At 68.0% G+C, this 12,394-nt stretch carries 7 protein-coding genes, 6 pseudogenes and 1 riboswitch; of the genes and pseudogenes, 8 read left to right on the top strand and 5 right to left on the bottom strand.

The window, feature by feature from the left end:
- Positions 1 to 516 precede the first annotated feature (516 nt).
- The 5 genes and pseudogenes from GT042_RS29610 to GT042_RS29590 all read left to right on the top strand — a co-directional run bounded on the left by GT042_RS29610 (position 517) and on the right by GT042_RS29590 (position 5,108).
- On the top strand, positions 517 to 1,197 hold the full coding sequence (locus GT042_RS29610; RefSeq protein WP_161311771.1) for a hypothetical protein: 681 nt from the start codon (positions 517 to 519) through the stop codon (positions 1,195 to 1,197).
- Between the two features lie 476 nt (positions 1,198 to 1,673).
- A pseudogene (locus GT042_RS29605) lies at positions 1,674 to 1,871 on the top strand (hypothetical protein); the annotation flags it as partial.
- 510 nt (positions 1,872 to 2,381) lie between these two features.
- Positions 2,382 to 2,828 (top strand): annotated as a pseudogene (locus tag GT042_RS29600) (UDP-N-acetylglucosamine 1-carboxyvinyltransferase); the annotation flags it as partial.
- Between the two features lie 652 nt (positions 2,829 to 3,480).
- Positions 3,481 to 4,086 (top strand): hypothetical protein, encoded by a 606-nt coding sequence (locus GT042_RS29595; RefSeq protein ID WP_161311770.1) that lies wholly within the window; start codon positions 3,481 to 3,483, stop codon positions 4,084 to 4,086.
- A 38-nt stretch (positions 4,087 to 4,124) separates the two neighbouring features.
- The gene (locus tag GT042_RS29590) at positions 4,125 to 5,108 is read left to right on the top strand and encodes a transporter substrate-binding domain-containing protein (RefSeq protein ID WP_161311769.1); all 984 of its coding nucleotides are present in this window, start codon (positions 4,125 to 4,127) and stop codon (positions 5,106 to 5,108) included.
- 66 nt (positions 5,109 to 5,174) lie between these two features.
- Here the strand turns inward: GT042_RS29590 and GT042_RS29585 are convergent.
- Positions 5,175 to 5,475: pseudogene (locus GT042_RS29585) on the bottom strand (MmcQ/YjbR family DNA-binding protein); the annotation flags it as partial.
- Positions 5,476 to 5,820: 345 nt separating this feature from the next.
- On the opposite strand from GT042_RS29585, the pseudogene GT042_RS29580 reads away from it, so the two are divergent.
- Together GT042_RS29580 and GT042_RS29575 are read left to right on the top strand one after the other, a co-directional pair.
- Positions 5,821 to 6,237 (top strand): annotated as a pseudogene (locus GT042_RS29580) (GntR family transcriptional regulator); the annotation flags it as partial.
- Positions 6,234 to 6,598 (top strand): annotated as a pseudogene (locus GT042_RS29575) (YdcF family protein); the annotation flags it as partial. The pseudogenes GT042_RS29580 and GT042_RS29575, both read left to right, overlap by 4 nt.
- Positions 6,599 to 6,876: 278 nt before the next feature.
- Here the strand turns inward: GT042_RS29575 and GT042_RS29570 are convergent.
- From GT042_RS29570 to gcvT, 4 genes are all read right to left on the bottom strand, one after another.
- Positions 6,877 to 8,259 (bottom strand): L-serine ammonia-lyase, encoded by a 1,383-nt coding sequence (locus tag GT042_RS29570; RefSeq protein WP_161311767.1) that lies wholly within the window; start codon positions 8,257 to 8,259, stop codon positions 6,877 to 6,879.
- Between the two features lie 193 nt (positions 8,260 to 8,452).
- Positions 8,453 to 9,721, bottom strand: coding sequence for a serine hydroxymethyltransferase (gene glyA / locus GT042_RS29565; RefSeq protein WP_161311766.1), 1,269 nt, complete (start codon positions 9,719 to 9,721; stop codon positions 8,453 to 8,455).
- A 17-nt stretch (positions 9,722 to 9,738) separates the two neighbouring features.
- Complete coding sequence (gene gcvH / locus GT042_RS29560) at positions 9,739 to 10,116, bottom strand: glycine cleavage system protein GcvH (protein ID WP_161311765.1); 378 nt, start codon at positions 10,114 to 10,116, stop codon at positions 9,739 to 9,741.
- A gap of 204 nt (positions 10,117 to 10,320) precedes the next feature.
- Complete coding sequence (gene gcvT / locus GT042_RS29555; protein WP_161311764.1) at positions 10,321 to 11,457, bottom strand: glycine cleavage system aminomethyltransferase GcvT; 1,137 nt, start codon at positions 11,455 to 11,457, stop codon at positions 10,321 to 10,323.
- Positions 11,458 to 11,626: 169 nt separating this feature from the next.
- Positions 11,627 to 11,725: riboswitch (glycine riboswitch) on the bottom strand.
- A 204-nt stretch (positions 11,726 to 11,929) separates the two neighbouring features.
- Here gcvT and GT042_RS29550 point away from each other — a divergent pair.
- Positions 11,930 to 12,394, top strand: a pseudogene (locus GT042_RS29550) (ATP-binding protein); the annotation flags it as partial.

The raw sequence follows: 12,394 nt of genomic DNA, 5'->3' as shown, positions 1-12,394 counted from the left end.
CTAGCACTCGATGATGTTCACCGCGAGGCCGCCGCGGGCCGTTTCCTTGTACTTGACGGACATGTCGGCGCCCTGTCGCACTATGCCCTTGAGCTGCATGTCGACTCCTGTCGTGTGGGGCGATGACAGGACGAGATTCCAGAGAAAGGGCGAGTTGGACGAACCGGATTCTTGAGATAGAGAGGGCGTTGCTGAGGTAGGACTTGTGATGCCGTAGCGGCTAACGGTAGTTGTCCGCTGCGTTAAAGCCGAGGCGCGAGGTGTGTACACGAGGGCGGGCCGAATGCTGAACGGCAGCAATATCGCGAGGAGTTAGGGCTATCCGCGGCGGAGCGGTTCGCCATGGGCGAAGGTGAGCTCGGTGATGGCCAAGGACCTAGAGAAGCCATATTCTTGATGTCCAGAGGAACTACTTCTCGCCTATGTGACAACCCGTCGGACAGCCCGCTCCATCAAAGCGCGAGGTTAGCGGTCAAACCGCGCGGCGGCGCAAAACTGACCCAGAACGGAGACGCCGTGACGGACCTCCCCGAAGACGGCCAGCCCATCGAAGCCGTACCGACGGTGTACAGCGGCACCACCTTCCGCTCTCGGCTTGAAGCCGACTGGGCCCGCACCCTCGACACCCAAAGCATCCTCTGGCAGTACGAGCCCGAGCAAATCACCTTGCCGTCAGAGGCGCATTACCTGCCGGACTTCTGGCTGCCCGAGATCGGGACATGGCTTGAGGTCAAGGGGCCAGCCACCCCCCGCAAGGAAAAGGCCGTCGAGCTGGGCAAGGCGCGCGCCTGCCGTTGCGACGGCCCCTGCGCGTGCGCGTGGCCCGGTGGCGAGATGGTCCTCCTTGGCTGGGTCGCGGAACGCACCCACGGCGACATCAACGTGGCTCGCAGCCGGTCAGGCTACGCCAGTTGGGCCGCCGCTCACGGGCCCAGTGCGTACTTCGCGTTGTGCCCCTCGTGCGGGCTCAGACAGTGGATCACCTTGCGCCGTCCGTGGAAGTGCCGCGCCTGTCGCCGCAGTCTGGAAAGCGAGGAGCTGCACCAGCCCCACGACCGTGTGCTGCCTTTCGGGAGCGGCTCGGGGTGGTCGCCTGCGGACACGGTGGCCATCCGTAGGGAGATTGCCGAGCAGATAGCTGAGGCAGAGGCCGCCGACTCGGAGGACTCTCGCTGGGAGGCCCCGTACGAAGAGTGAGGGCGCGGGCGCGTAAGGCCGGCCCACTCGCAGGTGAAAGTGGTCCACCCTCGGCCGGCACCGACTGGGCGCCGTGCGGCCGCCACACGGCGGCGGCACTTCGACGGCTCTCCAGGGGCGGTCGGCCGGGGGGCGCTGAACCCCACAGGTCTGAAACAGATCCGCGCGCCCGGCGTTTTCACAACATGGCGGCCCGAACACTGCGGGCCGCCTCCGCCGAAGGAGAGGTTCATCATCCGCGTCTACCGCCGACATCCCTACGCCGTCTTGGTCGACGCCGTCACCCTTCTCAATCAGGACCTGAGCCCCACCGCCCGCCCTACATGCGCCGTCCTCGCCGCAGACCAACAGGTCGACGAGAACAGCGACACCTTCGATCTGGACCAAATTGCCCACGTTGTGGGCCTGGCCGACTCGAACGCCGTCCGGTCACCCTTCTGGGTTGAGCTTCTGCCCTCAGCCGATCCGACGATGCCCAGAACCCCACCGGCGACAGATTCAGCGGCAAACGATTCGACAAAGCCCTGGGTGTCACCCTCAACTCGGTCGTGTTCCGGTCTTCCGGCCAGGGCCCCACGACCGCTGGCACCTACATCGAGATGATCTCCCGCGTCACCGAACCCGTCCTCCTCGGACTCGCGGTCCTCGCCATCCGCAACCGCGTCAAACGCTGACCCGACCCTCCCAGCGGTGGACACCGCAATAACCATTTGCCCCCGAACCGCCACGAGCCACCGCACGAAAGTCTCCCGGACGTCGGCCACGCACGCGCCAGTGACCGGGTCTTGGACTCGTCCAGCCCGGGTCCTGCGCCAAGGTCCGCCGGCACGTCCGCGCCCTGCTGGAGGATGGCGCCCGCAGGCATGGAGCGGCTGCACGCTGGTTGGGGCCAGCCAAATCGTCGCCGCCGAGGTCCGACCCGCGTCTGCTCTCCCTGCCGCGTGAGGCCGCGACCGCCCCCGCCCCCCCGGCCAGGCCGCGTGGACACGCCCGAGGGTGGAATCCCCTGGCGCGCCCATGAGCTTGGGCACCGGGCGGGGGCTCATGGCACATCGAAGTTCATCTCGACTCTGGGGGAGTCGGCCGCGAACCTGGAGATCCGCCAGCCCGAGTGGATGCACGTCGTTCGCTCGTAGGCGTTCGCGAACCTTTGGTACAAGGCATACAAGGCCCACCAGAAACGCCGTACGCGCTTGGTCGGCCTGACCGTACGGCCCTCCAAGCTGGAGGCGCCGATCGACAAGATCCACCCGATGCCGTTCCCCGGCCTGAACATCGACAACGTGCCGTTCTTCGCGGCGATCGCGGCGGTGGCCCAGGGCAAGACGCTGATCCACGACTGGGCGTACGACAACCGCGCGATCTACCTTACGGACCTCAACCGCCTGGGCGGCCGACTCCAACTCCTCGACCCGCACCGGGTCCTGGTCGAGGGCCCCACCCGCTGGCGAGCCGCCGAGATGATGTGCCCCCCGGCCCTGCGGCCCGCGGTGGTGGTGCTGCTGGCGATGATGGCGGCGGAGGGCACGTCCGTCCTGCGCAACGTCTATGTCATCAACCGCGGTTACGAGGACCTGGCGGAGCGCCTCAACTCGGTGGGCGCCCAGATCGAGATCTTCCGGGACATCTGACGTACGGATGCCGTCGCACCGAGTCTGCCCCCCCGCCCCGCCGGGACGCGGGCCGGACTCGGACGACTACCGGTCCCCATTGGTGGAATGCCCGCGTCCACCACCCCTTGGATGGGACGGTGACACTGTTGCCGTCGGCACCTGGAAACGGGGTTGCGGGAGACGGGGTCGTCATGGCCCTGGCGAAAGGGGTTCCGTATCGTGCGCAAGATCGGTAACGCCACCTGTGACAACGGCCGCCCACCGACCACGGAACAGACGTCCGGAAGGCTCCGCGAGACCCTGGAACCAGGCTGACGGCGGCTGAGGAAGCCGCTACCGTTTCGGCATCACTCCCGCCCCGGTCAGAACCGGCGGGTCGACAGCGCTCCACCTCTGTGCACCAAGGCGTCCGGGCGGGAACCTGGTGGCCGGTGCCCTCGTTCTTCGCGTACCGGAACCACGCACGGAACCGCCTCCAGCCGTTCGACGCCCTGGCCCGGCGCGTCAACGCGACGCGTCCCTACCCCCTTCGGGAGGGTTCATGACGCTGCGCTTCCGGCGCGGAAGCCCCACCACGTCACCAGCACACGCGCCCTCCGACGCCCCGCCCGCTGCTCTCCACGACAGCTTTGTCTCTTTGGCCCTCGCACCGGGCTCACGATTCGCTCCCGTGTGGCTCTTTCTCGGCCTTCTCGTCACCTGCTGCTTCTGCCTCACCTCCCTGCTCCTCGTCAACTGGGACACGCCGGAGGACCGGACCCTCTACAGCACCGTCAGCGTCGGTATCGGCGGGGTTCTGCTGGGGGCGTTGGTGCAGCACTACTCCCGCCTGACGCTGAACACGGCCGTGGCCATGACCATCGCCCTGGTCGTGGTCCTGACTGCGGTGGTGTGGTGGGGGTCCGCGTGGAAAAACCGCCGACCCGTCAATGTGACCGAGACGGTTCGCCTGGACGAGACCAACGAAAGGTTGACGACCCGCCCAGGGACCACCTTCACCATCACCGTGGCGCTGCCGCAAGCCCGGCGGATCCTGGACCTGCGTCTGGGAGCGGTCGATCTCGACGGTCACACCGGCGAGGACTGCGTGCTCACCGCCGAGCTTCGGTTGTCCGGCGCCGGCCTCGGAGCGGGCGGGGTGCGCGTACCCATCGCGGACGAAGTACGGATCCCGATCGGCGATCGTCGTAACAGAGTCGTTCTCGAAGCCGAGATCGACAGCAATCCGGCGTGCAGGATCAGGATCGCTCCTGCTCACGCTGTCATCCACGGATAACGGGCCCCGAAGAGAACGTGGCCATCTCTGGAGGAACGATGAAGACGCTGTCCCGACTCTGCCTCTTAGCATTGACCGTAGCCGCGCTGGGCAGCGCGGCCTGCTCGCCCGACAGAACACCGAAGCACGCGCCGATCTCCCCCGCCACCCCCACAACAACACCCGGCGGCGACCCGTCCCCGACCACTTCCGGGGGCGACCCGCTCTTTCCGAAGAACGTCTTCATCGGGTCCAAAGTGGACCAGCCCGGCTTCAACGTGTACACGGACCACACCTGGGTCGGCTTCGAGGCGGAACTGAGCGCGTACCTCGGCAGGAAACTCAACTTCACCCCTCAGTATCACGACGTCCCGTCCGCACAGCGCGAGAAAGTACTCCAGGAGGAGGTGGTCGAGTTGGTGATCGCGACCTACTCCATCACCCCCGAACGCGCAAAGCTCGTGGACTTCGTCGGTCCGTATCTCAAGACGAGGCAAGGGCTTCTCGTCAAGAAGGGCGACCACAGGATAAGGACGGTGAACGACACCGCGGGCAAGCAGATCTGCACGGTGAAGGGCTCGACGTCCGCACCCGAGGAAGGGAAGAGCAATCCGACGGCCGGACAGGGCAATTACCTTCACAAAGACGCCCACTTCGTCCATCTCAGCGACTACCAGGCATGCGTGGACGATGTCCGCGCCGGAAACTCCCACGCGGTCTGGACGGACATACCCATCCTGTACGGGTATACCGAGGCCGGGGGAGTTCCGATGGAAGTGGTCTCGGGCATCGAGGTCGGGAAGATCCAGCTGTACGGAATCGGCATTGCCAAGGAAAAAGATCTGGACATGAGCCTGGAACAGAATCGGCACCAGCCAGAACGGTGCCGGGCCCTGGAAGGAGCGCTTAAGACGTTCCTCCAAAACGAGTGGTACGAACGGTTCCGCGTGCGGTTCGAGAATCTGACAAAAGCGAATCCGGACTTCGAAGCCACTTACAAGCCGACCGAGGACGAGGTTTCCCTCAACACGACCTGTGGGTAACGCGACGCCAGGCCGGCCAGGGGCGGAAGCTATCCGCCAGGCGGTCCACCAGACGGTCGGGGGCCGCCTGTTCCAGGAGTCCACGAGGATGTCGCGGAGCTCGTCTACGTCCTCCAGCGCGCCGAGCTCGACCCGTACCCACGCCGAACTCGCTTCGTGCGGCGGCACCCAGAACTTCTCCGGTTCCGCCGCGATCAGTTCCGTGCGCTTGTGCCGCGGGCAGCGCACCGCGAACGACGACTGATCGTCGGGGACCGTGACGAACATCTTCCCCGCCGCCCGCAACGTTGGCATGCGCCCACGCCTCCTTCTCCGCCGTTTCCGGCAGGGAGAGCGCGATACGGCGGACATCGTCGGCATCGATCACGGCAACGACTTCAGTGGTCAGGTCACAGCGCCGCCCACTGAGATCTTCCGTGCGGTCTGACAGCTGAAGGCACTGTGGAAGACATACAACCCGTGCTGTAGCTCTTCTAGGCACCTGCGGTGGCCGGATGCCTTTGGACGACGTAACACGAGGCCGCACAGGCAAAGAAGGTGCACGTGCTCTGATGAGGCAGAACAGCACCAGCTAGTACAACGAGGGACCACGCAACATGATCGCTCACGGTCTTGTAACGCATAGGTCGTCGGTTCGAATCCGACAGGAGGCTCAGCAAAAACCCAGGCCAGACGAAATCTGAACTGGGTTTTCTCGTTCAGAGAAGCAGCGGGGCAGCAGCTGCCGCACCTCCGGGAGCTGGTCGACGGAGGCGAGGTATCCAAAACCACCGTTCACCAGGCGTACCAGGCGCTGGAGGCGGAAGGACTCGTCACCTCGTCACGCAGGCACAGCACCGTGGTGCGTCAGCAGAGTCCGCTCAAGCGGCTTGGCGCGGGGCGGTACGACAAGGCGAAATGCCGGGACGGGGATCAGGTCGGAGCTGTTAGCCCGGACCTCCACCCCGGAGGAATGCGTCTCCTCCACCTGCCGAGCGGTGAGCCTGTTGTGAAGCTCCACCGGACGACCTACACGGCGGATGGCACAGTGGTGGATTTCGCCATCGGCGTGCACGCGGCCTCACGCTTTGCGTGGGAGTACGCCTTCAAGGTCCCGGACTCGGCACAGGCCAGAGAGGACGAGGAGTGATTTCGACGCAGGCATGGGCGGACGCCCGCCGACTGTGGGACTTCCACCCGATGCACCACGAACCGCGGCCGTGCTCGGTGGCGGTCGGGCTCGGCAGCCACGATCTGAGCGTGGCCGATACGGCGGTGGACTTCTACCGGCGTGGCATGGTGCCCTGATCGTCTTCACGGGGGCGACCAGCCTAACGACGCGCGAACGCATGCCCCGTGGCGAAGCCGTCCACCGGGAACGAGCGCTTGAACTCGGGGTTCCCAACTCTGCGGTCCTGGTGGAACCGCAGGCACGGAACACAGGAGAGAACGTCCGCTTCCCCCGCGGCCTTCTCCAAGAGGCCGGAGTCGATGTCTCCTCGGTGCTGATCAGCGCCGGATGCATTTGGAATGAGATCCGACAACTTGTCATGCGGAGGTCTCGTGACATGGCCGCGTGCGGCCAACTGCGTGCCTCACGATGAGACGGCATGGCCTCTCAGAGGGGGCGCAAAGCATCTCAAGAGCAAGGCACAGCGGGGACGTCCCAGGGATTTTTCAGGGACTTTCACGTCTGTCCCAGGGCGTTTCCAGGGACTTTCCGCCGTGCAAGCAGGGAAGGCCCTGACAGCGCTGAAAGACACGTACGCGCTGGTCAGGGCCATTCCGGCTAGCACTCGATGATGTTCACCGCGAGGCCGCCGCGGGCCGTTTCCTTGTACTTGACGGACATGTCGGCGCCCGTCTCCTTCATGGTCTTGATGACCTTGTCCAGGGAGACCTGGTGCCTGCCGTCGCCGCGCAGGGCCATCTTCGCCGCCGTCACGGCCTTCACCGCCGCCATGCCGTTGCGTTCGATGCACGGGATCTGGACCAGGCCGCCGACCGGGTCGCAGGTCAGGCCCAGGTTGTGTTCCATGCCGATCTCGGCCGCGTTCTCGACCTGTTCGGGGCTGCCGCCCAGGACCTCGGCCAGGGCGCCCGCGGCCATCGAGCAGGCCGAGCCGACCTCGCCCTGGCAGCCGACCTCGGCGCCGGAGATGGACGCGTTCTCCTTGAAGAGCATGCCGATGGCGCCCGCGGAGAGGAGGAAGCGGACGACGCTCTCGTCCTTCTCCGCCGCGGTGGCGCCGCCGGCCGCGAAGTTCATGTAGTAGTGCAGGACGGCCGGGATGATGCCCGCGGCGCCGTTGGTGGGGGCGGTGACGACCCGGCCGCCGGCGGCGTTCTCCTCGTTCACGGCCATCGCGTAGAGCGTGATCCACTCCATCGCGTGGGCCTGCGGGTCGCCGTCCGCGCGCAGCTGGCGCGCGGTGTTCGCGGCCCGCCTGCGGACCTTGAGGCCACCGGGCAGGATGCCCTCGCGGGACATGCCGCGCGTGACGCAGTCCTGCATGGCCCGCCAGATCTCCAGCAGCCCGGCCCTGATCTCGTCCTCCGTGCGCCAGGCCTTCTCGTTCTCCATCATCAGCGCGGAGATCGACAGGCCCGTCTCGCCGGCCAGCCGCAGCAGCTCGTCGCCGGTGCGGAAGGGGTGGGTGAGGACCGTGTCGTCCAGCTTGATGCGGTCCTCACCGATCGCGTCGTCGTCCACGACGAAGCCGCCGCCCACCGAGTAGTACGTCTTCTCCAGGAGCAGGCCGCCGTCCGCGTCGTACGCGAGGACGGTCATGCCGTTCGCGTGGTACGGCAGGACCTCGCGGCGGTGCAGGACCAGGTCCTCGTCCACGTCGAAGGCGATCTCGTGCATGCCCAGCAGGTTGAGGCGCTTGCCCGTGCGGATACGTTCCGCCTCGGCGTCCGCGCGCTCCACGTCGACCGTCCGGGGGGAGTTCCCCTCCAGGCCGAGCAGGACGGCCTTGGGGGTGCCGTGGCCGTGGCCGGTCGCGCCGAGGGAGCCGTACAGCTCCGCCCGTACCCGCGCGGTGTGCGCCAGGAGCCCCTCGTTCTTGAGCCGGCGGGCGAACATGCGCGCCGCGCGCATCGGGCCGACCGTGTGGGAGCTGGACGGGCCGATGCCGATCGAGAAGAGGTCGAAGACCGAGATGGCCACGGGAGGGACTCCTAGCTGGTTGGTAGACGCCGTTGTCTGCCGGGGTGGTGCAGAGATCACGGGTGTACGGGGGGCGGGGCACCGCGCCCACGGTCCAGTGTGCGCGGTGCCTCACGAACGCGGGCCGTACGGAGAGCCGTACGGACGATGACGTTCCGGTGTGATGGCGGAGGGCCCGGGTGGGGCCCGGTGCCTACAGGCCGGGGTAGAGCGGGTGCTTCTCGGCCAGCGCGGTGACCCGCGCCGCCAGGGCCTCGCGGTCGAAGTCGGGCTTGAGGGCGGCGGCGATGATCTCCGCGACCTCGGCGAAGTCCTCGGTGGTGAAACCGCGGGTGGCGAGCGCCGGGGTGCCGATTCGCAGGCCCGAGGTGACCATCGGGGGGCGCGGGTCGTTCGGGACGGCGTTGCGGTTGACCGTGATGCCGATGCCGTGGAGGCGGTCCTCGGCCTGCTGGCCGTCCAGCTCCGAGTTCCGCAGGTCGACCAGGACCAGGTGCACGTCCGTACCGCCGGACAGCACGGACACACCGTGCTCGGTGACGTCCGCCCGCACCAGGCGCTCGGCGAGGATCCGGGCGCCGTCCAGGGTGCGCTGCTGGCGCTCCTTGAACTCGTCCGAGGCCGCCACCTTGAAGGAGACCGCCTTGCCCGCGATGACGTGCTCCAGCGGGCCGCCCTGCTGACCGGGGAAGACCGCCGAGTTGATCTTCTTCGCCAGCTCCTGGGTGGAGAGGATCACTCCGCCGCGCGGGCCGCCGAGGGTCTTGTGCGTGGTCGTGGTGACGACGTGGGCGTGCGGCACCGGGTTCGGGTGCAGGCCCGCGGCGACCAGGCCGGCGAAGTGCGCCATGTCGACCATCAGGTACGCGCCGACCTCGTCCGCGATGCGGCGGAAGGCCGCGAAGTCCAGCTGGCGGGGGTACGCGGACCAGCCGGCCACGATCAGCTTCGGCCGGGACTCCTTGGCGAGGCGCTCGACCTCGGCCATGTCGACCTGACCGGTCTCGGTGTCGACGTGGTACGCGACGACGTTGTAGAGCTTGCCCGAGAAGTTGATCTTCATGCCGTGGGTCAGGTGCCCGCCGTGGGCGAGGTTGAGACCCATGATCGTGTCGCCGGGGGAGAGCAGCGCGAACATCGCCGCCGCGTTCGCCTGCGCGCCGGAGTGCGGCTGCACGTTGGCGTGCTCGGCCCCGAACAGCTCCTTCACACGGTCGATCGCGATCTGCTCGATCACGTCGACGTGCTCGCAGCCGCCGTAGTAGCGGCGGCCGGGGTAGCCCTCGGCGTACTTGTTGGTCAGGACGGAGCCCTGGGCCTCCATGACGGCGACCGGAGCGAAGTTCTCCGAGGCGATCATTTCGAGCGTGGACTGCTGACGGTGGAGCTCGGCGTCGACGGCGGCGGCGACGTCCGGGTCGAGCTCGTGGAGCGGGGTGTTCAGAAGCGACTTCGAAGACATCACAGTCCCTGGGGTGTCTAGTTGCCGGAAAATTCCGTGTACTCGTCGGCGGTGAGCAGGTCGCCCGGCTCCTCCGCGACGCGCACCTTGAACAGCCAGCCACCCTCGAAGGGGGCCGAGTTCACCAGCGAGGGGTCGTCGACGACGTCCTGGTTGGTCTCGGTGACCTCGCCGCTCACCGGCGAGTACAGATCGCTGACCGACTTCGTCGACTCCAGCTCACCGCAGGTCTCACCGGCGGTGACCGTGGCACCGACGCCGGGGAGCTCGACGTACACGACGTCACCGAGGGCATTGGCCGCGAACTCGGTGATGCCGACGGTCGACACACCGTCCTCGGCGGCCGTCAGCCACTCGTGCTCCTTGCTGTAGCGCAGCTGCTGGGGGTTGCTCATGGGCTGAATTCTCCTGTACGAGGGGGAGTGGTCGGGACGGGCGTCTTGAGGATCGAGACGCGCGGGGGAGGGATCGGGGCCAGGGACCGGACCGGTCAGGGCCGGGCCGGGCCGTGGCGTCGCGGGACTGTCGGAGCTGTCAGAGCTGTCAGAGCTGTCGGGGCTGTCGGGGCTGTCGGGACTGTGACGTCCGAGACGTCCGTATCACTTCCGGCGCTTGTAGAACGGGAGCGCCACGACCTCGTACGCCTCGTGGGACCCGCGGATGTCGACCCCGACACCCACCGTCCCCGGCTCGGCGTGCGAGGCGTCGACGTACGCGATGGCGATCGGCTTCCCCAGGGTGGGGGAGGGGGCGCCCGAGGTGACCTCGCCGACGACCTCCCCGCCCGCGACCACGGCGTACCCGGCGCGGGGGACGCGGCGGCCCTCGGCGACCAGGCCGACCAGCTTGCGCGGAGGGGCGGCGGCGGCGCGCTCGGCGGCGGCCTCCAGGGCCTTGCGCCCGACGAAGTCGCCTCCGTTGGAGGTCTTGTCGAACTTGACGACCCGGCCCAGGCCCGCGTCGAAGGGGGTGAGGGCCGTGGACAGCTCGTTGCCGTACAGGGGCATGCCCGCCTCCAGGCGGAGGGTGTCCCGGCAGGACAGCCCGCAGGGCACCAGGCCGACCGGGGCGCCGGCCTCCGTCAGCGCCCGCCAGAGCGTCTCCGCGTGCGCGGGCTCGACGAACAGTTCAAAGCCGTCCTCGCCCGTGTAACCGGTACGGGCGATCAGCGCGGGGACGCCCGCGACCGTGCCGGGCAGGCCCGCGTAGTACTTCAGGCCGTCCAGGTCGGCGTCCGTGAGCGACCGCAGGATGCCGGGGGACTCCGGGCCCTGGACCGCGAGCAGCGCGTACGCGTCCCGGTCGTCCCGTACCTCCGCGTCGAAGCCCGCCGCGCGGGTGGTCAGCGCGTCCAGGACCGTCTGCGCGTTCGAGGCGTTGGCGACGATCATGTACTCGTCCTCGCCGAGGCGGTAGACGATCAGGTCGTCGAGGATGCCGCCGTCCTCCTGGCAGATCATCGTGTACCGGGCACGGCCGACGGCGACCGCGCCGATGTTGCCCACCAGCGCGTGGTCCAGCAGCTGGGCCGCCTGCGGTCCGGTGACGGTGATCTCGCCCATGTGCGAGAGGTCGAACAGACCGGCCCTTGTACGGACCGCGAGGTGTTCGTCGCGCTCGCTGCCGTACCGCAGGGGCATGTCCCAGCCCGCGAAGTCGGTCATGGTCGCGCCCAGCGCGCGGTGCACCGCGTCGAGGGCGGTGAGGCGGGGGGTGCTGCTCGGGGCAGAGTTCATGGTGGTGACTCCCAGGGCATGACGACGAGGACGGCCCTCCCCATCTGTCATCGGAACCTGAGAGGTTCACCACGACCGTACGGAACCACGGACGACTCTCCGTACGTGCTCACGGTCGTGACTTGCACCTTGGGTGGGACCGCGACGGCGGCCCGCTTTTCAGATCTGCCTCATCCACGCGGTACGGGGCCTGAGAGATTCAAGGGGAGAACTTGCTCCTTCGGCGCCCGGCGCACACGGTGAACCGGGACTCTCCCGCGCGGATTCAAACGGCCTGTATGCAGTTGGCGCCGTCATCATCGCACGCATCACCGGCGCGTGGGGGAGGGAGTCCCTGAACATGGCGACGACCCGCCACGCCCCGTGAAAGGCTTGCGCGGCATTACCAATTCTTTACACTTTATGGGCAAGGGTCTGGCAGGGGTCGAGGCCAGTCAAGGGCCGGGGTGTCTGACCTGACAGGGGGACGGCGATGACGTCGCAGGGGTCCGGTGCGTATGTGACAGCGACAGGGGTGGCCGCGACAGGGGTGCCGGGGGTGGCGGGCGTCCCGTCGTCCGGACTGCCCGTCCAGCCCGGTGTGACGGGCGCCCGGGACGTCCCGGCGCGGTCCGCGCCGGTGGTCCGCGATCTGCGCGGCCGGGACGGCAGGGTGCCGGGCACGCTCCACTTCGCGGCGGGGGACGTCGTGGTCGTCTCAGGACTGCCGGGCAGCGGCAAGTCCACGTTGATACGGAGGGCGGCGCCCGCCGGCGGCATCGACTCCCAGGACGCCAGGGACCGCTGGGCGCGCCGGCTGCCCCGCGCCGTGCCGTACGCGGTCTACCGCCCGCTGGTCCGCGTCACCCACTACGCCGGGCTGTGGCGCGCGCTGCGCTCCGGCGAGAGCGTGGTCGTGCACGACTGCGGTACGCAGACCTGGGTACGGCGCTGGCTC

This window comes from Streptomyces sp. SID3212 (genome assembly GCF_009865405.1).
Classification (GTDB): Bacteria; Actinomycetota; Actinomycetes; order Streptomycetales; family Streptomycetaceae; genus Streptomyces.
Note: the sequence above shows the minus strand (reverse complement) of the source record. Positions and strands in the feature narration are given on the sequence as shown.